The sequence below is a fragment of the Streptomyces sp. WMMB 714 genome, assembly GCF_900090125.1.
Lineage (GTDB): Bacteria > Actinomycetota > Actinomycetes > Streptomycetales > Streptomycetaceae > Streptomyces > Streptomyces daqingensis.
The window spans coordinates 449,487-474,491 of sequence record NZ_FMHJ01000002.1; the positions used below are offsets into that span (position 1 = coordinate 449,487).

General features: G+C 72.5%; 24 protein-coding genes and 1 pseudogene. 14 read left to right on the plus strand and 11 right to left on the minus strand.

Annotated features, from left to right (window positions below):
- Positions 1-241 precede the first annotated feature (241 nt).
- Complete coding sequence (gene msrA, locus H181DRAFT_RS04735) at positions 242-880, plus strand: peptide-methionine (S)-S-oxide reductase MsrA (RefSeq protein WP_045862892.1); 639 nt, start codon at positions 242-244, stop codon at positions 878-880.
- A gap of 66 nt (positions 881-946) precedes the next feature.
- On the opposite strand, the gene H181DRAFT_RS04740 is transcribed toward msrA, so the two are convergent.
- Complete coding sequence (locus tag H181DRAFT_RS04740) at positions 947-1,744, minus strand: class I SAM-dependent methyltransferase (protein WP_045862893.1); 798 nt, start codon at positions 1,742-1,744, stop codon at positions 947-949.
- A gap of 88 nt (positions 1,745-1,832) precedes the next feature.
- Between H181DRAFT_RS04740 and H181DRAFT_RS04745 the strand changes: the two genes are divergently transcribed.
- From H181DRAFT_RS04745 to H181DRAFT_RS04760, 4 genes are all read left to right on the plus strand, one after another.
- Positions 1,833-2,459 carry a TetR/AcrR family transcriptional regulator gene (locus tag H181DRAFT_RS04745; RefSeq protein WP_045862894.1) on the plus strand — a complete coding sequence of 209 codons (627 nt, stop codon included), beginning with the start codon at positions 1,833-1,835 and terminating at the stop codon, positions 2,457-2,459.
- Positions 2,460-2,551: 92 nt separating this feature from the next.
- Entirely contained in the window at positions 2,552-3,355 is an 804-nt protein-coding gene (locus H181DRAFT_RS04750) for a MerR family transcriptional regulator (RefSeq protein ID WP_045862895.1), read from the plus strand.
- A complete protein-coding gene (locus H181DRAFT_RS04755) occupies positions 3,355-4,200 on the plus strand; it encodes a hypothetical protein (protein WP_052708447.1) in 846 nt (281 codons plus the stop codon). The genes H181DRAFT_RS04750 and H181DRAFT_RS04755 overlap by 1 nt, the downstream gene beginning before the upstream one ends.
- Before the next feature lie 114 nt (positions 4,201-4,314).
- The gene (locus H181DRAFT_RS04760) at positions 4,315-4,689 is read left to right on the plus strand and encodes a hypothetical protein (RefSeq protein ID WP_045862897.1); all 375 of its coding nucleotides are present in this window, start codon (positions 4,315-4,317) and stop codon (positions 4,687-4,689) included.
- 282 nt (positions 4,690-4,971) lie between these two features.
- Here H181DRAFT_RS04760 and H181DRAFT_RS04765 read toward each other — a convergent pair whose 3' ends face one another.
- Positions 4,972-5,520, minus strand: coding sequence for a hypothetical protein (locus H181DRAFT_RS04765; RefSeq protein WP_045862898.1), 549 nt, complete (start codon positions 5,518-5,520; stop codon positions 4,972-4,974).
- Positions 5,521-6,033: 513 nt separating this feature from the next.
- Here H181DRAFT_RS04765 and H181DRAFT_RS04770 point away from each other — a divergent pair.
- Positions 6,034-7,335 (plus strand): MFS transporter, encoded by a 1,302-nt coding sequence (locus H181DRAFT_RS04770; protein WP_107068678.1) that lies wholly within the window; start codon positions 6,034-6,036, stop codon positions 7,333-7,335.
- 134 nt (positions 7,336-7,469) lie between these two features.
- Entirely contained in the window at positions 7,470-8,003 is a 534-nt protein-coding gene (locus H181DRAFT_RS04775) for a type 1 glutamine amidotransferase domain-containing protein (protein ID WP_045862899.1), read from the plus strand.
- A gap of 174 nt (positions 8,004-8,177) precedes the next feature.
- Here H181DRAFT_RS04775 and H181DRAFT_RS04780 read toward each other — a convergent pair whose 3' ends face one another.
- Together H181DRAFT_RS04780 and H181DRAFT_RS04785 are read right to left on the minus strand one after the other, a co-directional pair.
- A complete protein-coding gene (locus tag H181DRAFT_RS04780; RefSeq protein ID WP_045862900.1) occupies positions 8,178-9,416 on the minus strand; it encodes a L,D-transpeptidase in 1,239 nt (412 codons plus the stop codon).
- A 253-nt stretch (positions 9,417-9,669) separates the two neighbouring features.
- Entirely contained in the window at positions 9,670-10,128 is a 459-nt protein-coding gene (locus tag H181DRAFT_RS04785; RefSeq protein WP_254666695.1) for a hypothetical protein, read from the minus strand.
- 139 nt (positions 10,129-10,267) lie between these two features.
- Between H181DRAFT_RS04785 and H181DRAFT_RS04790 the strand changes: the two genes are divergently transcribed.
- Positions 10,268-10,660: a hypothetical protein gene (locus H181DRAFT_RS04790; RefSeq protein ID WP_052708448.1), complete on the plus strand. Its 393-nt coding sequence runs from the start codon at positions 10,268-10,270 to the stop codon at positions 10,658-10,660.
- Here the strand turns inward: H181DRAFT_RS04790 and hutH are convergent.
- The 3 genes and pseudogenes from hutH to H181DRAFT_RS04805 all read right to left on the minus strand — a co-directional run bounded on the left by hutH (position 10,633) and on the right by H181DRAFT_RS04805 (position 14,703).
- Positions 10,633-12,180 carry a histidine ammonia-lyase gene (hutH, locus tag H181DRAFT_RS04795; protein ID WP_045862904.1) on the minus strand — a complete coding sequence of 516 codons (1,548 nt, stop codon included), beginning with the start codon at positions 12,178-12,180 and terminating at the stop codon, positions 10,633-10,635. The two genes, H181DRAFT_RS04790 and hutH, sit on opposite strands and share 28 nt — an antisense overlap.
- A gap of 420 nt (positions 12,181-12,600) precedes the next feature.
- Positions 12,601-13,746, minus strand: a pseudogene (locus H181DRAFT_RS04800) (diguanylate cyclase); the annotation flags it as partial.
- 147 nt (positions 13,747-13,893) lie between these two features.
- Complete coding sequence (locus H181DRAFT_RS04805; protein WP_045862905.1) at positions 13,894-14,703, minus strand: enoyl-CoA hydratase/isomerase family protein; 810 nt, start codon at positions 14,701-14,703, stop codon at positions 13,894-13,896.
- Between the two features lie 108 nt (positions 14,704-14,811).
- Between H181DRAFT_RS04805 and H181DRAFT_RS04810 the strand changes: the two genes are divergently transcribed.
- Positions 14,812-15,267, plus strand: a complete 456-nt coding sequence (locus H181DRAFT_RS04810; protein WP_045862906.1) for a VOC family protein — start codon at positions 14,812-14,814, stop codon at positions 15,265-15,267.
- Between the two features lie 104 nt (positions 15,268-15,371).
- On the opposite strand, the gene H181DRAFT_RS04815 is transcribed toward H181DRAFT_RS04810, so the two are convergent.
- The gene (locus tag H181DRAFT_RS04815; RefSeq protein ID WP_254666696.1) at positions 15,372-16,415 is read right to left on the minus strand and encodes an adenylate/guanylate cyclase domain-containing protein; all 1,044 of its coding nucleotides are present in this window, start codon (positions 16,413-16,415) and stop codon (positions 15,372-15,374) included.
- A 521-nt stretch (positions 16,416-16,936) separates the two neighbouring features.
- Positions 16,937-17,860 carry a biotin--[acetyl-CoA-carboxylase] ligase gene (locus H181DRAFT_RS04820; RefSeq protein ID WP_045862907.1) on the minus strand — a complete coding sequence of 308 codons (924 nt, stop codon included), beginning with the start codon at positions 17,858-17,860 and terminating at the stop codon, positions 16,937-16,939.
- Between the two features lie 222 nt (positions 17,861-18,082).
- Here H181DRAFT_RS04820 and H181DRAFT_RS04825 point away from each other — a divergent pair, with 222 nt between their 5' ends.
- The 4 genes from H181DRAFT_RS04825 to H181DRAFT_RS04835 all read left to right on the plus strand — a co-directional run bounded on the left by H181DRAFT_RS04825 (position 18,083) and on the right by H181DRAFT_RS04835 (position 21,007).
- Positions 18,083-19,684 (plus strand): acyl-CoA carboxylase subunit beta, encoded by a 1,602-nt coding sequence (locus tag H181DRAFT_RS04825; RefSeq protein WP_045862908.1) that lies wholly within the window; start codon positions 18,083-18,085, stop codon positions 19,682-19,684.
- 12 nt (positions 19,685-19,696) lie between these two features.
- Positions 19,697-19,939 carry an acyl-CoA carboxylase subunit epsilon gene (locus H181DRAFT_RS04830; RefSeq protein ID WP_045862909.1) on the plus strand — a complete coding sequence of 81 codons (243 nt, stop codon included), beginning with the start codon at positions 19,697-19,699 and terminating at the stop codon, positions 19,937-19,939.
- 188 nt (positions 19,940-20,127) lie between these two features.
- Positions 20,128-20,256, plus strand: coding sequence for a morphogenic membrane protein MmpB (gene mmpB, locus H181DRAFT_RS30120; protein WP_302622627.1), 129 nt, complete (start codon positions 20,128-20,130; stop codon positions 20,254-20,256).
- A 73-nt stretch (positions 20,257-20,329) separates the two neighbouring features.
- Positions 20,330-21,007, plus strand: a complete 678-nt coding sequence (locus H181DRAFT_RS04835) for a Maf family protein (RefSeq protein WP_078895489.1) — start codon at positions 20,330-20,332, stop codon at positions 21,005-21,007.
- A gap of 64 nt (positions 21,008-21,071) precedes the next feature.
- On the opposite strand, the gene H181DRAFT_RS04840 is transcribed toward H181DRAFT_RS04835, so the two are convergent.
- Positions 21,072-21,536 carry a hypothetical protein gene (locus H181DRAFT_RS04840; RefSeq protein ID WP_045863095.1) on the minus strand — a complete coding sequence of 155 codons (465 nt, stop codon included), beginning with the start codon at positions 21,534-21,536 and terminating at the stop codon, positions 21,072-21,074.
- 435 nt (positions 21,537-21,971) lie between these two features.
- On the opposite strand from H181DRAFT_RS04840, the gene H181DRAFT_RS04845 reads away from it, so the two are divergent.
- A complete protein-coding gene (locus H181DRAFT_RS04845) occupies positions 21,972-23,744 on the plus strand; it encodes an acetyl/propionyl/methylcrotonyl-CoA carboxylase subunit alpha (RefSeq protein WP_045862910.1) in 1,773 nt (590 codons plus the stop codon).
- Positions 23,745-23,910: 166 nt separating this feature from the next.
- Here H181DRAFT_RS04845 and H181DRAFT_RS04850 read toward each other — a convergent pair whose 3' ends face one another.
- The gene (locus H181DRAFT_RS04850) at positions 23,911-24,969 is read right to left on the minus strand and encodes a DeoR/GlpR family DNA-binding transcription regulator (RefSeq protein WP_074467709.1); all 1,059 of its coding nucleotides are present in this window, start codon (positions 24,967-24,969) and stop codon (positions 23,911-23,913) included.
- Positions 24,970-25,005: the final 36 nt, after the last annotated feature.

Consider the following 25,005-nt stretch of genomic DNA (forward strand, 5'->3'; position numbering starts at 1 on the left):
GGGACGGCGGTCGGCGGGCCGGCGCACCGGGGCGAGGTGCCCAACGCGTGGGCTTGCCGGACCAGTTGGAGCACAGGACGGTTCAGGGACGGGGCTTCGGGGGCCTGCCGGGCGGGGTAGGAGCAGACGGACACGCGACCGGGTCGCTCCCCTGCCGCCGGGCCGCACCACAGCCCACCGCCCGCTGCCCCGCCGCCCCGGTGACCTGCTGCCCCCGCACGCGACCTTCGACGGAGATGCCATGCTGAGCGACTTCACCCTCCGCCTCCCCGGCCCCGGGGAGGCGCTGCCCGGGCGCAGCGAGCCGATGTTCTCCGTCCCGGAGCGCCACGCCGTGCTGGGGACCCGGCTGCTGGGCCCCTATCAGGACGGCCTGGAGGTCGCCGAGTTCGCGCTCGGCTGCTTCTGGGGCGCCGAGCGCCGTTTCTGGCGGACGCCCGGGGTGTCGACGACGCTGGTCGGCTTCCAGGGCGGCAGCACACCGCACCCCATCTCGGAGGAGGTCGCCGGGGGGCGCACCGGTCACGCCGAGACGGTACGGGCGGTGTTCGACCCGTCCGAGGTGGCGTACACGGCCCTGCTCAAACTCTTCTGGGAGTCGCACGATCCCACCCAGGGCTTCCGTCAGGGCAACGACATCGGCACCCACTGCCGGTCGATGGTCTTCTGGCACTCACCCGCCCAGCGGGAGGCGGCGGAGGAGACCCGCGCCGCGTACCAGGAGGCGCTGCGGCGGGCCGGTTACGGCGACATCACCACCGAGATCGTCCCCGCCGGGTCGTTCCCCTTCTACCCGGCGGAGGCCCGGCACCAGCAGTATCTGGAGCGGAATCCGGGCGGATACTGCGGCCTCGGCGGGACGGGTGTCGAGCTGAGGTGATCCGCGGCGGGCGTACGGGAAGCGGAGACTGCTTGAAGCGGCGCGCCCGGACGCGGCGTGCGCCGTTCAGGGGCAGTCCGCCGTGACCGCCACCGTCGTGTAGCGCATCGTGAAGCTGCCGCCCACCACGTCGACGGCGGACCCCGCGCCTTCGAGCACCTGCGCGACCTTGTCCGGAGGCAGCGAGGTGAGGAGCCCGAGGGTCGGCAGCTGGTCGAGCCACGCGTCCCTCGTGCAGTGCCACTCCCAGTCGAAGCGCCACTCCTCCGGTTCACTGAACGCGCCCGTCTCCCAGAGCCCGTCGGCCACTTTGGCGAACATCGTCTCGTACCCGCTCATCAGCTGCTCCGCCGACGGGGGTTCGGCCGGGGCGTGGGGCACGGCGCGCTGGTAGGCGGCGGCGAAGCCCTCCGCGACCTCGGGCGGAAGCTGGAAGACGTGCCAGAACGCGGCGAACCGGCCGCCGGGCCGCAGCACGTCCACGGCCTTGTACGCGCCCTCGACGGGGTCCACCCAGTGCCATGACTGGCCCGCGACGACCGCGTCGAACAGCCGGCCCGCGGGGTCCCAGCCCTCGAACGTCGCGACCTCGGTCTCGAGTCCGCGGTTCCGCGCCGCCGCGGCCATGCGCGCGTCCGGCTCGACCCCGAGGACCCGGCAGCCCGCGCCCTGGAACTGCCGCGCCGCGATGCCGGTTCCGCAGCCCACGTCGAGGACGTCGGTGCCGGGGCTCTCGGCGACGATGCGCCGCACCATCCCCTCGGGATAGCGGGGACGGGCCCGGTCGTAGCGTTCGGCGTCGACGCCGAAGGACCCCGCGAACTGGGGGTGGGATTCGTTCCCGGAGTGGGGGAAAGTGGGCACCCGCCCACTATCGTGGGCGGGTGCCCACTCGTCAACAGGCGCTCTGGGGACGGGAATTGGCCCTGGACCAGGACGAAGGGTGTGCGGCATGCCGACCGGCGTGGCCATGCGGGACGTGCGCCGACAGCTCTTCGCCGCCACCGAGCGCGTCCTCCTCCGGGACGGCCCGAACGCGCTGACCAGCCGGGCCGTCACAGCCGAGGCGGGATGCGCCAAGGGGGTACTGCACCGGCACTTCGCCGACTTCGACGAGTTCCTCGCGGAGCTCGTCCAGGACCGCATCGCCCGCATGGACGGCCAGGCCGCCGCGCTGCGCGGCTCGGCCGGGACCGGCACCGTCGCCGGGAACCTCTCGGCGGCGCTGACGGCCCTGTTCGAGCCGGTCGCCGTGGCGATCGTCGCCCTCGTCACCTCCCGCGACGGGCTGCGCGCCCGGCTGCGGACGGCCACGCCGGCGGGCGTGCCCGTCCTGACGGAGGCCGCCGCCGCGCTGGCCGCGTACCTCGGCGACGAGCGCGCCCTCGGCCGCGTCGCGGCGGACGCCGACGTCCGCACCCTCGCCTCCACGCTGATCGGCGCGGTGCATCTGCTCTTCGCCGACAGGGAAGGGCCGCTTCCGGAGCAGGCGGCGGTGCACAAGGTGGTGACCGCGGTCCTCGCGGGCACGGCGGACACGACGGGTACCGCCGGTACGGCGCCGGGTTCGCGGCCCTGAACGGCGGCGGCCGGCGGGGCCTGCTCGCCCTGCTGCCGCCTTCCGCATCTGCCTGTTGACCTTCTCGTTGCGTCAGGGTCTTCAATCGGGACATGCGAATAGGCGAGCTCGCCGCCCTGGTGGGTGTCTCCACCAGGACAGTGCGGCACTACCACGGCCTCGGCCTCCTCCCGGAGCCCGTCCGGCTGTCCAACGGCTACCGCGACTACCGGCTCCGCGACGCCGTCGCTCTCGCACGCGTACGGCGCCTGGCGGAGCTCGGCCTCTCCCTGGACGAGATCAGGGACGTACTGGCGGACGACCGCGGCCGCGAACTCCGCGAGGTGCTCATGGAGCTCGACGCCGACCTGGCGAGGCAGCAGGAGACGATCGGTGCGCGCAGGGAACGGCTCGCCGTCCTCCTCGCGGAGGCAGAACCCCGTCCGGACGCGGCGGTCTCCCCGGAGATGGCCGCGGTGCTGCGCGAACTGCCCGCCGGGGGCTCGCAGTTCGCCGAGCTCGACCGCGAGATGCTGACCCTCGTGTGCGGCCTCGCCGGGCCGGAGGAGCAGGAAGGGCTGATCGGCATGCTCCGCCCGCTCACCGAACCCGCAGCTGTCGCACGGGCCCAGGCCCTCTACGAGCGGCTCGACGGACTCGCCGGAGCCGCGCCGGACGACCCGCGCGTCGCCCGGCTCGCCGACGACCTGGCCGCGCACATCCCGGAGGAAGCGGCGGACGTCATGAGGCAGCAACTGGCGGACGGGGCCTTCGGCGACGCCGGGACGGAGACGCCCCGGCGCGGCGGGCCGTCCACCGGAGGAGCGGCATGGCTGGAGAGCCTGTCCGAGGAGCTGGCCCCGGCCCAACTCGAGGTCCTCCGCCGCTTCGTGGCCAGAATTCTGGAGGTGGCATGATGCCGCGGCTCTCCCGGGCGGTCCTGCTCGCCGTACTCCCCGTGGAGCTGCTCCTCGGGGTCCTGCTCGTCTCGGGAGTCCAGCTTCCGGCCGCGGCGACCGTGGCGGCCGAAGCGGTGGTCGCACTGGTGCTCCTGGCCGAACTGGCGGCCGGCTGGCGCGAGTTCACCCGTGCCCGCCGACGGGGCGAGGACCGCGGGGCGGCGCTGCGGACCACCGTGCGTCAGCTCGTGCCGGTGCAGGTGCGCAGGATCCTGTCCTTCGAACTCAAGGGGATCGGCGCCCTGTTGCTCTGGGCCGCCCGGCGCCGGAACGGGGTGCCTCCCGGCACCGTGGCCGTGCCGTACGCGAAAGAGCAGTTCTCCACCCTGCTCGCCTTCGCCTTCGTGATGGCGGTCGAGGCCGCCGGCGTCGAGGTCCTGCTGCTGGAACTGGACGCACCGGCCGGACTCCGCGCCGTCTTCCTGCTCCTCGACGGCTACTCGCTGCTCGCGGTCCTCGCCCTGCTCGCGGCCCGGGTGACCCGTCCGCACGTCGTCTCCGCACATGAACTGCGCGTCAGATCAGGGGTGTTCGTGGATCTGCGCATCCCCCGCGCACTGATCTCGTCCGTCCGGACGTCGCGCAAGTACGACGAACGGGGCATGGCCTCCGTCGAGGACGGGCGGTGTGCCGTGCCGGTCGCCTCGCAGACCAACGTCACGGTGGAACTGACCGAGCCGGTCACCGTCGAACGTCCTCTCGGCCGCAGGGCGCGGGCCACCACTGTCCGGTTCTTCGCCGACGCGCCGACGGCCGCCGTCGAGGCCCTGAGGACTCCGGTCACCGACCGGGCGCGACCGTGAAGCCTGCCTGCGGCCGCACCCCGCGCCGGGGAGCCCCCGAGGTCCTGTGAATCCGCCGGTCAGGGGCGGGTAGACGCCCGGCCACAGCCTCCGGCACGGACAGGACGGACGACCATGACACTCCAGCATCCCGCTGAGCGCGGGGGCGACCGGCGGGGCCGCTTCGAGCGCATGGCCGAGTCGGCGTCGAACGTCACCGGCTCGCCTGCCTTCTACTGCTTCTGCGTGCTCCTGATCGGCGCCTTCGTCGCCGTGCACTTCGTCGACGTCCCGGTGCCCTGGATGATCTTCGTGGGCGACATGATGGCCGCGGTGAGCCTGCTGCTGCTCGCCCTGCTGAAGAACACCGAACGGCGGGCCGAGCACGCTCTGCAGCGCAAGCTCGACGCGATAGCCGCTGTGCTGCTCGAACTGGACGAGGACGGGCCGAACTCCCGCAAGGCGCACGAGAACCTGAGGTCGGCCATCCGCATGGACGAGGACGTCTGACAAGGTGCGGGGCCGCCCGACGGGGGGCCGGCCGTCCGGCTGGCGGCACCGGCCGCCCGGCGATACTCGCCGGGCGGAGGCGGCCCGCGGCCCCGTCCCGCCCGCGCACCGAGCCGCGGGCGGGACGGACACGCGCCGCCGTCGCGCAGGAGGGGGACTCGCGTCTCCCCGCCCCGGGTTCACGCGCTCCCGGAGTTCTCACGCTTCCCGCCCGCCGGCCGCCGCCCCGGGCGGGTGCCCGGCCGGTGAGCGGTACCGGCCGGGCGGGAGAGGGCTCCGGGGTCAGCTGCCCGCGGCCTCGGCGATCATCTCGCGAGCCTTGCCCTCGGCCTGGTCGTAGCGCTCGGGGAAGGCGGAGCGCTGGACGCTCTGCGCGAGCTCACCGGCGGTGAAGCCGGGGTTGTTGGCGTCGTTCGGGATGGCCTGGTCCAGGAACGCGTTGGTGGCGTAGACCGGGTCCAGGATCTGCTCGGGGGTGCCCCAGCCGGCGCTCGGACGCTGCTGGAAGACGCCGAGGGAGTCGCGGTCGCCACAGTTCAGGTTGTGCATGTGGGACTCGACCCAGCCGGCCTCGAAGGCGGCGAGCATGACCTTCTCGGTGACCCCGCGCTGCGTCGCGACGTCGTGCACCGTGTTGATGATCGCCGGGTCGTGGTTCGGCGGAACGGCGCACTTCTCGTCGAGGATCTGCGCGTTGGAGCGGTGCTCCTTGGCGGGGGTCTCGCCGGCGGAGGCGTTGACCGCCAGCCCGCCCGTGACGAGCACGCCCACCGCGAGAGCGGTGGCGCTCCGGATGACCGTCTTGCGTCTGATCTTCGTGGTGATCGACATGGGGATTCTTCCTTCCAGGTGGGGACAGGTACGCGCGTAGATACGCGTCCCTGCTGGTGCGGAACCCTGTAACGCTCGCCACTCCGTCGGCCTTGGGATGACCGGCGACCGAGCGAGCAATCGATTTCGTGCGGGACCGTACAAGCCTGACGCTGACACGTCAATGAACGCCGGTTTTCCTACTCTGCGCACAAAGGTGCAGGTCAGAGAATCCCCTAACTGAAGGGGACAATTACGCCTTTACACCCCGCCCGACGGAACCGCTCTGGACCACTGAAAACTCAACAACGTGCAAACTTCTTCACGAAATCGATTTCAGAAAGTCGGTCCCCGTACTACCCGATCCGAGCCACCCCTCCCGCACTTCCGCCGCCCTCCCGCCGCAAATCGGCGGGGCGGGAAATTGAATAGATGTACTGGCCACCTATATATTCCGTTGGTGCATACACACATATGCGCGGCCCCCCGCCGGTCCCGACGGCGGGCACCCATGACGTCGAAGGGACGCCCCTGATGCACAGGCCGGAGACCTCCGCCCCCGGGCCGGCCCCGGACATCGCCTCTCCCGCCCCGCACGGCGCGGACGCGCAGTCGCACCCCGAACCTCCGCAGAGTCCGCAGAGTCCACCCAGCCCGCTGAGTCAGGGGCACTCGCAGAGCCCGTTCCGCCAGCCGAAGGCCGTCTGGGCAGTGGCCTTCGCGTGCGTGATCTCGTTCATGGGCATCGGGCTCGTCGACCCCATCCTCCCGGCGCTCTCCAGCCGGCTCGACGCGACTCCCAGCCAGGTGACTCTGCTGTTCACCAGCTACCTCGTGGTGACAGCCGTAGCGATGCTGATCACCGGATGGGTCTCCAGCCGTCTGGGCGCCAAGCGGACACTCCTCGTGGGACTCACCCTCATCGTCGTCTTCTCCGCCCTCGCGGGAGCGGCCGGCAGCATCGACGGGATCATCGGCTTCCGCGCGGGATGGGGCCTGGGCAACGCGCTGTTCATCGCGACGTCCCTCGCCGTCATCGTCGGCTCCGCCAGCGGCGGCTTCGCGGGCGCGATCGTGCTGTACGAGACGGCACTCGGCGTCGGCATCGCCACGGGGCCGCTGCTGGGCGGGCTCCTCGGCGACGTCAGCTGGCGGGGCCCCTTCTTCGGGGTCGCCGCCCTCATGGTCGGGGCGCTCGTCGCCACGGCCGTGCTGCTGCCCGCCTCCCGCACGGCGGAGCGCCCCGAATCCCTCAAGGAGCCGCTGGCCGCGCTGCGCCACCGGGCGCTGGCGACGACGAGCGTCACCGGGCTGCTCTACAACTGGGGCTTCTTCACGATGCTCGGCTACGCGCCCTTCCTGATGCACCTCTCCGCCATCGAACTGGGCTGGGTCTTCTTCGGCTGGGGTCTGCTCGTCGCCGTCTTCGCGGTCTTCGGCGCCCCTGCGCTGCGCGGCCGCTTCGGCACACCCCGCACCCTCTACGGGAACCTCGTCCTCATGGCGGCCGACCTCGCCCTCATCGGCCTCTTCCCCGACGAGCGGTGGGTCGTCGTCGGGGCGGTCGTCGTGGCGGGGGCGTTCATCGGCGTGAACAACACCCTGGTGACGACGGCGGTGATGAGCATCGCCCCGGTTCCGCGTCCCGTCGCCTCGGCCACGTACGGCTTCGTGCGCTTCATCGGCGGCGGACTGGCGCCGTTCGCGGCGGGCAAGCTCGTCGAGCACTACAACGCCCATGTGCCGTTCCTGCTCGGGGCGGTGAGCGTCGCGGCCGGTGCGGTGCTGATCGGCACCGTGCACCGGCCGCTCGCCGAGGCCGACCGTACGGCCTGAGCCGCGCCGCGCCCGGCTCGCGCTTCCGCAAGCCGGGCGCGCCCTCCCTGCATGAGCCCTCCCGTGCTGGGGACCCGGGACGGGAAAGTGAAACGACGTTTCGCGCCGAGACGCGTGGAGGGAAGTGGCGAGAGATGCGCATCGCCTTTCTGGTGGCCCCCGAAGGAGTCGAGCAGGTCGAGCTGACGGACCCGTGGAAGAACGTGGAGCACGCGGGACACACCCCGCGCCTCGTCTCCACGACAGCGGGCCGCATCCAGGCCTTCAACCACCTCGACAGCGCGGACACCTTCCAGGTGGACCAGACCGTCGACGAGACGTCGGCCGACGAGTACGACGCCCTGCTGCTGCCCGGCGGGGTCGCCAACCCTGACGCGCTGCGGATGGACGACGACGCCGTACGCCTGGTGAAGACGTTCTGCGAGTCCGGCAAGCTGGTCGCCGCGATCTGCCACGCCCCGTGGACGCTCATCGAGGCCGACGTCGTGCGGGACCGCACGCTCACGTCGTGGCCCAGCCTGCAGACCGACCTGCGCAACGCGGGCGCCCACTGGGTCGACGAGGAGGTCGTCGTCGACGACGACGGACCGTTCCCGCTGGTCACCAGCAGGAAGCCGGACGATCTCAAGGCGTTCTGCGAGACCGTCGTGAACCAGCTCGGCGGCTGACGGCGGCCACCCCGCCGCACCGATCCGCCGCACAGGCCCGCGGGACCGCGCCCTCAGGGGCCCGCACCCGCGAGGCTGTGAGAGGGACCTGCGGCCACGCACGAGGGCGGGGTACGGGCTTGTTCGGCCCGTACCCCGCCCTCGTCGTCCGGCTCGTTCAGCTCGTCACGCGGCTCAGACCGCGGAGCCCGCCTTCCACTCGGCCCAGCTCATGTTCCAGCCGTTGAGCCCGTTGTCGGGCTGGACGGTCTTGTCGGGCGAGCCCTTGACCTCGACGACGTCGCCGATCATCGAGTTCTCGTAGAACCAGGCGCCGTCGGTGCCGGCGTCGTTCGCGCCGCGCTTGTCCTTCAGGCCGACGCAGCCGTGGCTGGTGTTGCCCGAACCGAAGGGCGCGCCCCAGTAGTTGCCGTGGATGAAGGTGCCGGACGTCGACAGCCGCATCGCGTGCGGGACGTCCTTGATGTCGTACCCCTCGGCGCCCTTCCGGCCGAAGCCGACCGTGTCGCCGTCCATGCGGGTCTCCTTGTGCTTCTCGGAGATCACCATCTTGCCGTTGTACGTGGGGTTCTTCGCGCTGCCCGCGGAGATCGGGATGGACTTGAGCTCCTTGCCGTCCCGCACGACCGACATCTTGTGGCTCTTGACGTCGACGGTGCTGACCTGCGAACGGCCGATGTTGAACGTCACCGTCTTGTCCTGCACTCCGGTGATGTTCTGGGCGCCCTTCACACCGTCGAGCTTGAGGTCGAGGGTGACCTTGGAACCGGACTTCCAGTACTCCTCGGGGCGGAAGTCGAGGCGCGTGTCGTCGAACCAGTGCCCGACGACCTCCTGGCCGCTGGTCGAGCTGACCTTGATCGCGGACTGGACGGCCTTCTTGTTGCTGATGGCCTTGTCGAAGTTGATCGACACCGGCATGCCGACGCCCACGGTGGCGCCGTCCTCGCCGGTGTAGGTGCCTATGAAGCTGTTGTTCGGCGAGACCGTGGTGAAGGTCGAGTTCTCCACCGACTTGCGGCCCTCGCCGTCCTCGGCCTTCGCGGTGATCTTGTACTGCGTCGCCCGCTCCAGTTGGTCGTTCGGCTTCCACGTGCGGCGGTCGCCGGACATCGTGCCCTCGACGGTCGTGCCGGACTGAACGGCGGTCAACTTCACGTCGGTGAGCTTGCCTTGACTGACGACCACCTTGCCGGCGGTGTTGATGCTCGCGCCCTCGGAGCCGTCCTTGCCGGCGATCTTTATTCGGGCCACCGAACTCTTCTTGCCGCGCGCCTCGGACTTGGCCTTCTCCGCTCCGCCACCGCCGTCCGACGTGCTGCAGCCACCCAGTGCCAGCACCCCGCCGAGCACCGCAGCAGTCACGGATATCGCTTTGCGGTGCGTACCCAGCGTCGTCACAGACTTCTCCATCGCGTCAGAATCCAAGCTCCCCGAATGACCGCGCACTCCCCCGTGCCGGACCAAGGGGACATGTGCGGACCCAGCTCTACGGAACAGAACGCACTGAGGCTGGTGACCGGTTCCACACGTGATGAAACTGTGGCCCAGCACACGTGGCCCTGGGGATGAAGCCTGCCACCACACCGCACCCAACGGCGAAACGCCTGGTCAGAGGGGGTGGAGAAGGGCGCTCCGACGCGTGTTCGGGCTCCGGCGCCGCGTTTCAGCCCCGGTGCCCGCCCGAGGCGTATCCGGCGGCGTCGACGGCCTCGCGGATTCCGCCGTCCTCGCCCGGGTCCTGCTCCGGCTCGCCGTCCACGTCGTCTTCGAGATCGCCGTCCATGTCGTCGTCGAGATCGCCGAAGGGCGGAATCGCGCCGAGCCCGTCCTGCCGGACCTCCTCGCTGCCCCAACTGGCGTGCGCCAGCTCCACTCCCGGCAGCTCGCGCACGAGGTCGAACGGGTCGACGAGGTAGGCGATGGCCTCGCCCGCGTCCCCGGCGACGGACTCCCTCGCGTGCTCCCGCTCCTCGTCCGGCATCAGCTCGTCGCCTTCCACCCGGGCGAGGGCGGACCTGGTCAGCGCGCGCGAGTCGGCGATCTCGACGACCAGGTCCACGTGGAGCCGGATGTGCGGCCCCGAGCCCGTGGGGTCGGTGCGCGGTGTCTCGTCAGCGTCCATGTACGGAGCGTAAGCGCAGCGGAGGCGCGGGTTCCGTAGGACCCGCGGCGGTCTATAACATCGGCCACCGCGCCGTCAGTTCGTGGCGTGCGCACCGCTCGTCGCTCGTCGCACCACAGCACTCGGAAGGGGCTATCCAGTGCCCGCAGCCGGACTCTCCACCGTGTCCGCACACCGCCGGTCCCTGATGACCGCGACTGCCTCCGGCGCGGTGCTCTGCGCCCTCTGGTTCGTCCCCACCGCCAAGGCGGTCCCGGACGGTACGGGCACAGACGTACGGCACGCCGGCCACTCCGCCGTGACACACGGCGCGGCCCTGGACGGCGGCCCCCACTCGGGAGCCGGCGCGATGGAGAGCACCGCGGGACGGCCCGCGGGCGTCAACTCCTCGGACCCGGGGGCCATCGGCTCCCCTTACGTGCTGGGCGGCCTGGCGCTCGCGGGGGCCGGCGGCGCGCTGGTCATCCGTTCGCGCCGCCGGGCGGCCGGTCTCCGCGCGGCGTCTCAGGCGAGTGCGCCCGTCACCGACTGAGCCGCGCCCACCAGGGCCCCCGTCCTGACGAACTCCTCGCACGCCGCCAGGTCGGGTGAGAGGAAGCGGTCGGGGCCCGGGCCCTCGACGCCCGCCCCGCGGAGCGCTCGCAGGATCGCCGTCGCGGCGCCGCCCGGGGTCAACCGGCCGCCCTCCGCCCGCAGTTCGACCGCACGCGTCGCCGCGTAGAGCTCCACGGCGACGACTCGCGTCAGGTTGTCCACAGCTGTGCGCAACTTGCGCGCCGCGGACCAGCCCATCGACACGTGGTCCTCCTGCATCGCCGAGGACGGGATGGAGTCCGCGGACGCCGGGACCGCCAGCCGCTTCATCTCGCTGACCAGGGCCGCCTGCGTGTACTGGGCGATCATCAGCCCCGAGTCGACTCCCGCGTCGTGCGCGAGGAAGGGCGGCAGGCCGTGCGAGCGGTTCTTGTCCAGCAGCCGGTCGGTGCGGCGCTCCGCGACGGAGGCGAGATCGGCCGCGGCGACGGCGAGGAAGTCCAGCACGTACGCCACGGGGGCGCCGTGGAAGTTGCCGTTGGACTCCACGCGCCCGTCGGGCAGCACGACGGGATTGTCGACGGCCGCGTCCAGTTCCCGCTGCGCGACGGTGAGGGCGTGCGCGAGGGTGTCCCGTCCGGCGCCGGCGACCTGGGGCGCGCACCGCACCGAGTAGGCGTCCTGCACGCGGGGCGCGTCGTCCTGGTGGTGCCCCGTGAGACCGGAACCCGCGAGCACCTTCCGCATGTTGGCGGCCGACGCGGCCTGCCCCGGGTGCGGACGTATGGCGTGCAGCTCGGGCGCCAGGACCTTGTCGGTGCCGAGCAGCGCCTCCAGGGTGAGGGCCGCGGTGATGTCGGCCGAGGTGAAGAGGCGCGCGAGGTCGGCCCCCGCCAGGAGCAGCATGCCGAGCATGCCGTCGGTGCCGTTGAGGAGGGCCAGTCCCTCCTTCTCGCGGAGTTCGACGGGGGCGAGGCCGTGTTCCTCCAGCAGTGCGGCGGCCGGGGCCACCGTGCCGTCGGGTCCCTCGGCGTCGCCCTCGCCCATCAGGGCCAGCGCGCAGTGCGAGAGGGGGGCGAGGTCCCCGGAGCAGCCGAGGGAGCCGTACTCGTGCACGACGGGGGTGATCCCGGCGTTCAGCAGGTCGGCGATGGCCTGCGCGACCTGCGGGCGCACACCGGTGCGGCCCGAGGCGAGCGTCTTCAGGCGCAGGAACATCAGCGCCCGCACGACCTCGCGCTCGACGCGCGGCCCCATGCCCGCCGCGTGCGAGCGGACGATGTTGCGCTGGAGCTGCGCGCGGAGTTCGGGGCTGATGTGGCGGACGGCGAGGGCACCGAAGCCGGTGGAGACGCCGTAGACGGGTTCGGGCTTCGCGGCGAGGTCCTCGATGTGGCGCCGTGCGGCCTCCAGTGCCGCCACGGCCTGCGGCGACAGCTCCACGCGTGCGCCCTCACGGGCGACGGCGATGACGTCCTCGGGGGTCGTGCCGGACTCACCGAGCACCACGGTGTGCATAGTCATATTCAGGCACCCTAGAGAGTGAATCGATTCCTGTCACGACCGGGGCCTCGAACCGCTTCCCCCGCCGGCACGCTCCCAGCCCGCCTCCGCCACAGGCCCGTGGCCCGCCCGGCGTCCCGCTCAGCGACGCCCGCCGGCCCGCCCCGGCACGTCCGGCCCGCCGGCGGCCCCCGGCTCCCCGGGCTGCGCACGGGCCTCCCCCGCGTCGTCCGGCAGCCCGTCGCGGTCGGCACGGTCTCCGTCAGCGGTGCGGGACCCGCCGTCCCTGCCCGTCCCCTCGCCCGGGGACGGCTCGTCCGCACCGCTCGGCGCGTGCCCGCGGAAGTGCCGGCGGTCGCCTGGCGGCGCCGCGGCCACGGGCGCCTCGTCTACGGCGCTCCCGGCCGCCGCCTCGTCCGCCTCGTCCGCCTCGGACGCGTCGGCGAGCCGTACGACCGGGCCGGAGACACCCCCGTCCCGCCCCGCCACCACCGGACGGCGGGCGCGCGCCGCCTTCGCCCGGTACTGCGCGGCGTCCGCGAGCCGGAAGAGGCGCGCCGCGGAGCGCACCGGCCCGATCGGGTCCCCCGTCGACGCCACGCCGCAAGCCACCCCGTCCCCCGCTTGGAGCCCGGCGGCCATGCGGCAGACCTCCTCGGCAGCCCGCACCACCCGGTCCGCGTCCGGTCCGACCGTCAGCAGGCAGAACTCGTCGCCGCCCAGCCGTGCCGCGAGTGCGCCCGGCAGGGTCGCCCCGCACAGCGAGAGCACTATCCCGAAGCGCTCCAGCAGCCGGTCGCCGGCGGCGTGCCCGAGTTCGTCGTTGACGCGTTTGAGGCCGTTGACGTCGCAGACGACGAGGCTGACGACCGTCCCGTCCTCGCGGTGCCGCTGGAGGCCGTCCTCCAGCTTCCCCTCGATGGCACGGCGGTTGGCGAGCCCGGTCAGCTGGTCCGTGAAGGCGAGCCGGCGCACCTCTTCGAGCTGCTCGTTCTGCGCGATCCCGGCGGCGATGATCTCGGCCAGTATCGTCGCGAAGTGGGCGTCCGACTGGTCGAATACGGGTTCCCCCACCCCCCTGGCGACGTACAGCTCGCCCCAGGCCCTGCCGTGCAGCACGATCGGCGCCACGACGCAGCAGCCGCGCCCCCGGCGGCGCAGGGCCTCGACCCGCGGATGGACGGGTATCGCACCGCCGGCGGGCCCGTCACCGGCGTTCCCCTCGCCCGCGGTCTCGATCCAGGCGTGCGGCTCGTCCTTGCCCTCCACCCGCCAGCGTTCGCGGAGGGACTCGGTGATCTCGGGGAAGTCGTGCACCGGATAGGACTCGGCGTCAGGGAACTCGCTCTCACCCGCGGCCAGCTTCCCGACGTTGACCAGGACGTCCAGCCGCCCGCGCGCCCTGTCCCAGGCGGATATCGCCGCGAACGCGCCGTCCATCGCCGCGCACGCCCGCACAGCGGCGGCGTGCGCGACCTCGCGGTGCGCGGAGTCGCGGGGATGCGCGTCGCAGAAGCGCTGCGCCGTCGTCATGGCCTGAGCCAGCTCGACGACCGCCCGCAACCGTGGGTCCTCTCCCATGAGTGCCAGGCTAGAAGCGTTCCGCCCGGCCCGCCGTCCGGCTTGCTCCCGGTACGGGCCCTCCGCGGGACCGCTCCGCGGCGGCCTTCCCCCGGGGGATCGCGGGCCGGGGCGGCCGTGGCGCCGCCCCGGCGCGGTGGACGTCTTTCACTCCCCTGGCCACTGCGGCTTCCGCTTCTCGTTGAACGCCGCGACGCCCTCGGCCCGGTCCCCGGAGAACGCGACGGTGCGCCAGGCGGCGTCCTCGATCTCCAGACCGGCGCTCAGGTCCAGCCCCCAGCCCGTACGGAGCGCACGCTTGGCGGCCCGCAGCCCGACCGGGGAGTTGCGTGCGATGCGGCCGCCCAGGGCGAGCGCCTCCTCGCGGTCGCGACCCTCCTCGACCAGCTCGTCGACGAGGCCGAGGCGGTGGGCCTCGGCGCCCTCGACGCGCCGGGCGGAGAAGATCAGTTCGGCGGCCCGTGCCGCTCCCACGCGGCGCGGCAGCAGCTGCGTACCGCCGCCGCCGGGGATGACGCCGACCGAGACCTCGGGCAGTCCGACGACGGCGGTGGGATCGGCGACGATCACGTCGCAGGAGAGCGCCAGCTCGAAGCCGCCCCCGAGCGCGTAGCCGTGCACGGCCGCGACGGTCGGCATCGGAAGCTCCAGGACACCGGTGTAGGCGGCGCGCGCGGTCGGCCGCTGGCGGCCGAGTTCGGCGTCGCTGAGCGAGTTGCGCTCCTTGAGGTCGGCCCCGACGCAGAAGGCCCGCTCGTGCGTGGAGGTGAGCACGGTGGCGCGTACGCCGCGGTCGGCGGCCAGGTCCGCGCACGCCTCGGCGAGACGGGCCGCCAGCTCGCTGGAGACGGCGTTCATGGCGCCGGGCCGGTCCAGGACGAGTTCGGCGACGTGGGTCTCCGCGTCCTTGCGGACGGCGATCCACTCCCCGTAACGCTCTTCGCTCACGCTGCTCATCGACGCCTCCGGTTAACGCTCGCTCACCTGTGTCCGTGGGTCACTGTACGGTCCGCCCGGAGGGCCGGGACGCCCGCCCTGTCAGACCCTTCTGCGACGCTCCCGGGCATGGAAGCGACACTGCAGCTGACCGTCGACTGCGCTGATCCGCAGCGGATGGTGGCCTTCTGGACCAGGGCTCTGGGCTACGTGCCCGAGCCTCCTCCCGGGGGCCACGCCACGTGGCGCGAGCACTGGGCTGCCATGGGTGTGCCGGAGGAGGAGCTCCCCGAGGGCGCCGGTGAGACGCCGGAGTCGATCGTCGACCCGGAGGGCCGGGGGCCGCGCCTGTGGTTCCAGAGAGTCCCCGAGGCCAAGACGGTCAAGAACCGGGTCCATCTCGACGTCCTGGTCGGCGGCGGCCGCGGCACCCCGCTTCCCGACCGGACCCGCCGGATCACATCCAAGATCGAGGAGCTGACGGAGGCGGGCGCCACGGTCATCCGGATCATGGACGAGCCGGGCATGGAGTACTACTGCGCCGTGCTGCGGGACCCGGAGGGGAACGAGTTCTGCGTCGGCTGACGCGGCCTGCTGCTGCGAGACGCACCAGCGCCGGGAGAACCAGCCGCGGCCCGCGTCCCCCGCGGCCCGGAGCCCGCTGCCGCCCGGCGGCGCGAGCAACAGGGTCAGCGGCGCGCCAGCATCCAGGGTTCGACGACGCCCAGGCCGCGGACGGGCCGCTGGTACAGCGGCTGGAGCGCGAAGCGGTAGCCGGAGAGGTCCTCGGTCTCCTTCTCCGACTCGGGGGCGTCGCCGGCGCCGACGAGCTCCGCCCGGAAGGCGCCGTCCACGAGCACCCGGTCCTTGGGAGCTATCGACGTCAGCCTGCTGGCGAGGTTGACGGTGTTGCCGAAGACGTCGCCCATGCGGGTCGTCATCGTGCCGAAGGCGATGCCGACGCGCAGCTCGGGCATCGTCGGATCGTTGGCCATGGTCTCGATCAGGCGCAGGCCGATCTCCGCGGCGGTCCCCGCGTCCTCCGCGACGTAGAGGATCTCGTCGCCGAGCGCCTTGATCAGACGTCCGCCGTTGGCGGCGACGAGGTCGGCCGCCGTGGTCTCGAAAGCCTCCACGAGTTCGCCGAGTTCGTCGTCCTCCAGGCGGCGCGTGAGCCGCGTGAAGCCGACGAGGTCGGCGAAGGCGATGGCCTGCCGCCGGTCGACGGTCTCCTCGTCGTCGAGGGCCTGGACGACGCGTCCGGTGGCCGCGGCGAGCTGCCGCCGCCACACGTAGACGAGGAACTCCTCGAGCTCCGGGAGGAGCAGCTGCACCAGCGGATAGGTGACCTCGTTGCGGGTCATGCCGGGCTCGGGGGGCTCCGTCAGCCCCATCAGGAACGAGTCGATCTGCCAGTCCGCCAGCCGCGACGTGGTCTGCCCGGTGGACCGGGCGACCTGAACGGCCGTCGCCTCGCTGAGCAGCCCGGCCTCGACGAGGCCCGCGAGGCGGCGCAGCGCCAGCACGTCCGCCTCGGTGAGCGCCCGGGCCTGGCCGACGTCGGCGAAGCCCATGGCCCGCCAGAAACGCGACGCCAGCTCCATGGAGACCCCCGCGGCCCGGGCCGCCTGGAACGGGGTGTACTGCCGGGACGAGCCGAGGATCAGCTCCTCGATGCGCAGGGCGCTGGGATCGTCGTCGCTCTCGCCGCTGCCGCCCTGCACGCGGGGCAAGGGCTGGCCTGAAGGCTGCGGCGGACCGGCGGGACCGTCGGATCCGGGTGCGGTCGCCTCGGCGGGACGGGCTGCATGAGCGGTGGGCGCCGCTCGTGGAACCGGCCGCTCCGGTGGCTGCGCCGCGTCTCCCGGCTCCGCGTCCGATGCCGGCTGCGACTCGGACGCACGTGCGGGCGTGTCCGGTTCATCGTCGGCCACTGTCCGCCCCTCGCCAGGCCCGGTCGTACCTGCGCACTGCCCTTCCGTTCTCTTGTCGAGATCTTCGGGGATCACCGGGACGCGCCGCATCCGCATCCCCTCCGCCGCGTGCCAACAATACGGCAGCAGTCCGCTGAACAGGCCCCTCTGTGGACGCTCCGGCGCACTCGTGCCACCGACTCGGCACATCGCCCGCCCGCCCGTCACCGACGGCGATCCGGCGTGCACCCACCGCCGATCCGCGCGCCTTCGCGGGGCCCGCTCCGGCAAGATCGCACGGCCCCTCGGCACGGCCGCGCCGGATCACCGCCGCCCCGCGGTCACGCCCCCGTGCCCCCGGCCCCGCGCAGATGCACGATGTCGCCCGCGGCGACGGGGCGCTGCACGCCCTCCTCCGTGCCGATGACGAGCCGCCCGTCGCTGTCGACGGCCACCGCTTCGCCGACCAGTTCCTCGCCCCCGGGAAGCTCCGCCCGCACCGGGCGTCCGAGCGTCGAGCAGCCCGCCGCGTACGCCTCCAGCAGGCCGCTGCCCAGCGGATCGCCGTCGGCGGCGCTCCAGCGCCCGTACCAGTCCTCGACCGAGCGGAGGACCGCGCGCAGCAGCGGGTCCCGGTCGGTGCACCGCGCGCCCGCGAGGACGAGCGATCCGGCGGCGGGGACGGGCAGTTCGGAGCCGCTGAGGGAGACGTTGACGCCCATGCCGAGGACGACCGCGCCCGGCCCCTCCGGCGTGCGCCCCGGGCCCCCGCCCTGCTCCACCGCGGGCAGCGAGGTGCGCTCGGCGAGGATGCCGCCGATCTTCCGCTCCGTGCCGCCGGTCCCGACGAGGATGTCGTTCGGCCACTTCAGGCCGGTGTCCACTCCCACGGTACGGGAGAGCGCGCTCGCCACGGCCACCCCGGCGAGGAGCGGCAGCCAGCCCCAGCGCTCCTGCGGGGCGGGGGGCTGGAGCAGCACCGAGACGAAGATCCCGGAGCGCGGCGGCGCGTTCCAGCTGCGGTCGAGCCGGCCGCGGCCGGCCGTCTGCTCCTCCGCGACGAGTACGGCGCCCTCCTGCGCTCGGCCGTCTCGTGCGCGCTCCACGAGGTCGGAGTTGGTGGAGCCGGTGCTCTCGACGACGTCGACCGAGGTCCACAGGCTGTCGGCCCTGGTCAGCGCACGGCGCAGCGAGGCGGCGTCGAGAGGGGGGCGGTCGAGGTCCGACCAGCGGCTGCCTGAGCTGTCGGGCGAGTTGGGCGTCATGACGTCAGCGTAGATCCGCGGGCGGGGGCGCCGCCCCCGCTGCGGGAGCGGGCCCCGGCCGGGGCGTCCCGCGGGCGGCGGAGACGCCCCGCGCCTCGCGCCCGGGGGTTCGGCCCGCCGTTCGCAGGCCGCGAGTGTGGCCAACGCCGCACCGACGATGGCCTGCTTCGCGGATAGCCTACGAACCGGTAGCCGCACGCGACGAGTAGGAGCCGCACGCTGATGTCCGAGCAGTCCGAGCAGGCGAGCCCTGACATCCACACGACCGCGGGGAAGATCGCGGATTTCGAGCGCCGGGCCACGGAGGCGACGCATGCGGGCTCGCAGCGGGCGGTCGAGAAGCAGCACGCGAAGGGCAAGCTGACGGCTCGGGAGCGGATCGACCTGCTGCTGGACGAGGGGAGCTTCACCGAGCTGGACGAGTTCGCCCGGCACCGCTCGACCAACTTCGGCCTGGAGAAGAACCGCCCGTACGGCGACGGCGTCGTCACCGGCTACGGCACCGTGGACGGACGTCCCGTCTGCGTCTACTCGCAGGACTTCACGATCTTCGGCGGTTCGCTGGGCGAGGTCTACGGCGAGAAGATCGTCAAGGTCATGGACTTCGCGCTGAAGAACGGCTGCCCGGTCATCGGCATCAACGACGGCGGCGGCGCGCGTATCCAGGAGGGCGTCGTCGCGCTGGGCCTGTTCGCGGAGATCTTCCGCCGCAACGTGCACGCCTCCGGCGTCGTGCCGCAGATCAGCCTCATCGTCGGCCCCTGCGCGGGCGGCGCCGTCTACTCCCCGGCGATCACCGACTTCACGGTGATGGTGGACCAGACGTCGCACATGTTCATCACCGGCCCGGACGTCATCAAGACGGTGACGGGCGAGGACGTCGGCTTCGAGGAGCTGGGCGGCGCCCGCACGCACAACACGACCTCCGGCGTGGCGCACCACATGTCGGGCGACGAGAAGGACGCCATCGAGTACGTCAAGGCGCTGCTGTCGTACCTGCCCTCCAACAACCTCTCCGAGCCCCCCGCCTTCCCGGAGGAGGCGGACCTGGAGACGTCGGACGAGGACCGCGAGCTGGACACGCTGATCCCCGACTCCGCGAACCAGCCGTACGACATGCACTCCGCCATCGAGCACGTGCTGGACGACGGCGAATTCCTCGAGACGCAGGCGCTGTTCGCGCCGAACATCATCACCGGCTTCGGCCGGATCGAGGGCCGGTCCGTGGGCGTCGTGGCCAACCAGCCGCTGCAGTTCGCCGGTTGCCTCAACATCGACGCCAGCGAGAAGGCCGCGCGCTTCGTGCGCACCTGCGACGCGTACAACGTGCCGGTGATCACCTTCGTGGACGTGCCGGGCTTCCTGCCGGGCACCGACCAGGAGTACGACGGCATCATCCGGCGCGGCGCCAAGCTGATCTACGCCTACGCGGAGGCGACGGTGCCGCTCATCACCGTCATCACGCGGAAGGCGTTCGGCGGCGCCTACGACGTCATGGGCTCCAAGCACCTCGGCGCCGACCTCAACTTCGCCTGGCCCACTGCCCAGATCGCCGTCATGGGTGCTCAGGGAGCGGTCAACATCCTCCACCGCCGCCGGCTCGCGGCCGTCGAGTCGGACGACGAACGCGAGGCGCTGCGCGCCGAGTTGACCCAGGAGTACGAGGACGCGCTGCTGAATCCGTATGCCGCGGCCGAACGCGGGTATGTGGATGCTGTGATCATGCCGTCGGAGACGCGCCGGCACATCACTCGTGGTCTGCGTACGCTCCGCTCGAAGCGCGAGCAGCTGCCCCCGAAGAAGCACGGCAACATCCCGCTGTAAGGAGGCCGTCGCATGCTCGACTCGACGTCAGGGGAGCACCCGCCGTTCCCGCCCATCAAGGTCGTACGGGGCAACCCGACTCCGGAGGAGCTGGCCGCCGCCCTGGCGGTGGTCAGAGCGCGCGCCGCCGCGATGGTGGAGACCGGGCCGGCCTCCGTGGCCGCCGACGAATGGTCCGACCCGGCACGCACCGTGCCGCGCAGGGTCCCGCACCCGGGGCCGAAGGCGTGGCGCACGACGTACTGGCCCGCCTGACCGCCCGCGCCGCACGCGGCGGAACGAACCGAACGAGCCGGATGAACCGGACACGGAACGCCCTGCCTGGCAGCCTCGCCCGGCAGGGCGTTCCGATGCCCGTTCGGGCACCCCTCCAAGTGCCCGATCTGCACGAATGAGTACGCGTACTCAGGTGCTCACCGCCGCTCCGCCGCACCATGGAATCCATGCTGTGGACCGACCCCCGCGACGAGCCTCCCAAGGAGATGCGCGCCACCCTGGCGATGCTGGGACGTCTCAGCTGGCTCCTGCCGATCGTGGTCGTGACCCTGCTGCTCCTCGTCAGCGTCCGCTGACGCAGGCCCCCGGGCGCCCGCAGCGGGCAGACGAGCCCTCCGGCGGCCCCTGCCGGGTCCCTACGATGGCGTCATGACCTCTGAACCCTCCCCCTCTTCCCAGCCGCCGGCCCCCGCCGGCTCCGGCGAGTCCACCGCGTCCGGCCCGGGCCGGACCGTCCGCCGGCTCGTGCTCGCCTCCGCCTCGCCAGCGCGGCTGGGGCTGCTGCGGCAGGCCGGGTTCGACCCCGAGGTGGTCGTCAGCGGCGTGGACGAGGACCTGCTGGACGCGCCCACCCCGGCCGCGCTGGCGAAGGTCCTGGCCGAGGCCAAGGCCGCTGCGGTCGCGGGCCTTCCGAAGGCGGAGGACGCTCTCGTCGTGGGCTGCGACTCGGTGCTGGAGCTGGACGGCAGGCCGCTCGGCAAGCCCGTGGACGCCGAGGAGGCGGCAGCCCGCTGGAAGGCGATGCGGGGGCGTTCCGGGGTGCTGCAGACCGGTCACTGCGTGATCGACGGCCGCACCGGTGCGCGTACTTCGGCGACGGCTTCCACGACCGTCCACTTCGGCGAGCCGTCCGACGAGGAGGTCGCCGCCTACGTGGCGTCGGGCGAACCGCTCCACGTCGCGGGCGCGTTCACCCTCGACGGCCGCTCCGCGCCGTTCGTCGAGCGCATCGAGGGCGACCACGGCAACGTCATCGGCCTGTCGCTGCCGTTGCTCCGCAAGCTGCTGGCCGAACTGGACGTGCGGATCACCGATCTGTGGACGTGAGCCGCCGAAGCCCGCAGGCGCGGCGGACGGCCCCGTCCCGAACTGCCCTGCGGGAGCAGCCGGTTCAGGAAGCGGACGGCCTGGGGTCCGGCGCCGCGGGGGCGGCGGGCCCGCCTGCCGGGCCCGGCGGAGGGCCCTCCCGCTCGGCGGCCTCCTCGACGCTGTAGGAGACGAGCGACCAGACGATGAGGCCCAGCACGACCATCATGAAGAGGAACGCGGCCCAGCCCACCAGTCCGACCGTCGCCGCGCCGAGCAGGCCGTGCACCACGGCCGCGCTGATCAGGACGATGCGCAGCAGTCCGGTGGGCGCACGGTCGCGCACGGCCGTACGCACCAACACCGCGGCGCACAGCAGCAGATAGCCGCCGAAGAGCCCCCCGGCGACGACCGCGGAGAGCGACATCGAGCGGGGTTCGAGTCCCGCCATGGACATCTGCTGCTCGTCCACGACCATGCTCAGGAAGATATGCAGCAGAACGATGCCGACCGCCTCGACAGTCAGTATCAGCGCCGCGGCCCCGGCCACCCAGCGTCTGAGCCCCACCCCGCCCACCCTCTTCCGCTCCTCTTATGTCCGCCGCCACGGCGATGCTCCCGGTTACCTGGAGTACGTCGCTATGGCACCGCGAACGCTACTTACGGGTATCACGGCGGGCAAGAGGATCGACGCGAAGCAAAGTTTCCCTCCCGCTTTCATAGGGATCCCACAAAGACCTGCCGCCGCGGCCCGCGTTGCGGGGCGGAGACCTTGCCCACATCGCCGGTTCGCCGAGCTTCCCGGGGAACCCGGCGTACCTTGGGGTGGCAAGGCACACGGAGGCCCGTGACGACCGCGGGTAACACTGCGTGTGGGCAAGCTCACGCCCGAGGGCGACTCGGCCTGGGGTGTCGTCAGTACCTAAACTTTCACCACTCAGCACATCGAATCTTGTTGCGGAGCAGCGCCAAGTAGGGAGACATCGTGCGCAAGGTGCTCATCGCCAACCGCGGCGAAATCGCTGTTCGCGTCGCCCGCGCCTGCAGGGACGCGGGAATCGCCAGCGTCGCCGTCTATGCCGAGCCGGACCGGGACGCGTTGCACGTCCGGGTGGCCGACGAGGCATTCGCCCTGGGCGGTGACACTCCGGCGGCCAGTTACCTCGACATGGACAAGGTGCTGAAGGCGGCGGCCGATTCGGACGCGGACGCCGTCCACCCCGGATACGGATTCCTCTCGGAGAACGCCGACTTCGCGCAGGCCGTCATGGACGCCGGGCTGACCTGGATCGGCCCCCCGCCGGACGCGATCCGGGGCCTCGGCGACAAGGTCGCCGCCCGGCACATCGCCCAGCGCGCCGGCGCTCCGCTCGTCGCGGGCACCAAGGACCCCGTCTCCGGCGCCGACGAGGTCGTCGCGTTCGCCGAGGAGCACGGCCTCCCCATCGCCATCAAGGCGGCGTTCGGCGGCGGCGGACGCGGCCTGAAGGTGGCCCGCTCGCTGGACGAGGTCGCGGAGCTGTACGACTCGGCGGTACGCGAGGCCGTCGCGGCGTTCGGCCGCGGCGAGTGCTTCGTGGAGCGCTACCTGGACCGCCCGCGCCACGTCGAGACCCAGTGCCTGGCGGACAAGCACGGCAACGTCGTCGTGGTCTCCACGCGTGACTGCTCCCTCCAGCGCCGCCACCAGAAGCTCGTCGAGGAGGCCCCCGCGCCGTTCCTGACCGAGGAGCAGAACGCGGAGCTGTACCGCGCGTCGAAGGCCATCCTCAAGGAGGCCGGCTATGCCGGCGCCGGCACCTGCGAGTTCCTCGTCGGGCAGGACGGCACGATCTCCTTCCTGGAGGTCAACACCCGTCTGCAGGTGGAGCACCCCGTGACCGAGGAGGTCACCGGGATCGACCTCGTCCGCGAGATGTTCCGCATCGCCGACGGCGAGGCCCTGGAGTACGACGACCCTCAACTGCGCGGCCACTCCTTCGAGTTCCGCATCAACGGCGAGGACCCGGGCCGCAACTTCCTGCCCGCGCCCGGCACCGTCACCACCTTCGCGCCGCCCTCCGGCCCCGGCGTCCGGCTCGACGCGGGCGTCGAGTCCGGCTCGGTCATCGGCCCCGCCTGGGACTCGCTGCTCGCCAAGCTCATCGTCACCGGCGCCACCCGGCAGCAGGCGCTGCAGCGGGCGGCCCGTGCCCTGGACGAGTTCACCGTCGAGGGCATGGCGACGGCGCTGCCGTTCCACCGCGTCGTCGTACGCGACGAGAAGTTCGCTCCGGAGGTCAACGGCCGCCCGGACGGCCCCTTCGACGTGCACACCCGCTGGATCGAGACGGAGTTCGTCAACGAGATCGAGCCCTTCGCCGGTGCGGGTGCCGATGCCGACGAGGACGAGTCCAGCCGCGAGACCGTCGTCGTCGAGGTCGGCGGCAAGCGCCTCGAGGTCTCCCTCCCGTCCTCGCTGGGGGTGACCGCGGCCCCGGCGGCGGGCGGCAGCAAGAAGCCCAAGCGCAAGGCGTCCAAGAAGGCGGGCAGCGCCGCCTCCGGTGACGCCCTCGCCTCCCCCATGCAGGGCACCATCGTGAAGGTGGCCGTCGAGGAGGGGCAGCACGTCGAGGAGGGCGAACTCGTCGTCGTGCTGGAGGCGATGAAGATGGAGCAGCCTCTGAACGCGCACCGCTCCGGCACGGTCAAGGACCTGCGGGCGGAGGTCGGCGGCTCGCTCTCGGCGGGCACCGTCATCTGCGAGATCAAGGACTGAACCTGACGGGCTGCCGGGGGCGTATGCGTCCGGCAGCCCGTCAGGCGAAGGAAGCGTTACGGCTGCTCGCCGTGGCGGCGCTCGTTCAACGGGCGCCCCACGGCGAGCAGTTCCACGTCCGGACAGCTCCGCGTCCGACGGGACCGCCCCGCGAACGGAGGGCCGCTCAGCGGCGCCTGGGAGCCAGATCGGCCACGCGCCCGCCGCCCTGCGCCTGGTCGGGCAGTGACGGGGCGCTGCGCAGCTGCGGCGGACCCGACGAGGCGCCCGGAGGACCCGAACCTCCCCCGCCCTGCGGGTGGTTGCGCCGCTGCCCGGGCATCGGCATCTCCCGGCGGCCCTTCTCGCCGCCGCGAGCGGGCTCACCTCCGCGGCCTCCCGGGCCGCTCCCGCCACCGCCTCCTCCATGCGCCTGCGCGGCGCCCTCGGCGCCTCCGGCCTGGGCCGTCCCGGCCACGGTGATCTGCACGCCCTGGTCCGCGAGCGCCTGCAACTCCGTGCCCGCGCGGTCGTGCTGGGGCGGGGGCTTGTCCGTCACCAGGCGCGTCATGACGTCGGCCGGAACCGTCTGGAACATCGTGTCGCGGCCCAGCTTCGTGTGGTCGGCGAGCACGACGACCTCGGCAGCGGCCTGCACCAGAGCCCGGTCGACGCTCGCCGAGAGCATGTTGGACGTCGAGAGGCCGCGTTCGGCGGTGAGGCCGCTTCCGGAGAGGAAGGCGCGGGAGACCCGCAGGCCCTGGAGCGACTGCTCCGCACCACTGCCGACGAGCGCGTAGTTCGAACCGCGCAACGTGCCGCCGGTCATCACCACTTCGACGCGGTTGGCGTGTGCCAGCGCCTGTGCGACGAGCAGGGAGTTGGTCACCACCGTCAGCCCCGGGACGCGCGCGAGTCTCCGCGCCAGCTCCTGCGTCGTCGTCCCCGCGCCGACGACGACGGCCTCGCCCTCCCCGACGAGCCCGGCGGCGATGTCGGCGATGGCCGTCTTCTCCGCACTCGCCAGGTGGGACTTCTGCGGGAACCCGGACTCGCGGGTGAATCCGCCCGGCAGGACGGCGCCGCCGTGCCGGCGGTCGAGCAGCCCTTCTGCCTCCAGCGCGCGGACGTCACGGCGCACGGTCACTTCGGAGGTCTGGACGACGCGTGCGAGCTCACGGAGCGACACGGCTCCGTTCGCGCGGACCATTTCCAGGATCAATTGGCGACGTTCTGCAGCGAACACGGAACTGACAGTAACCCCAACGACCGTCTGCTTTCA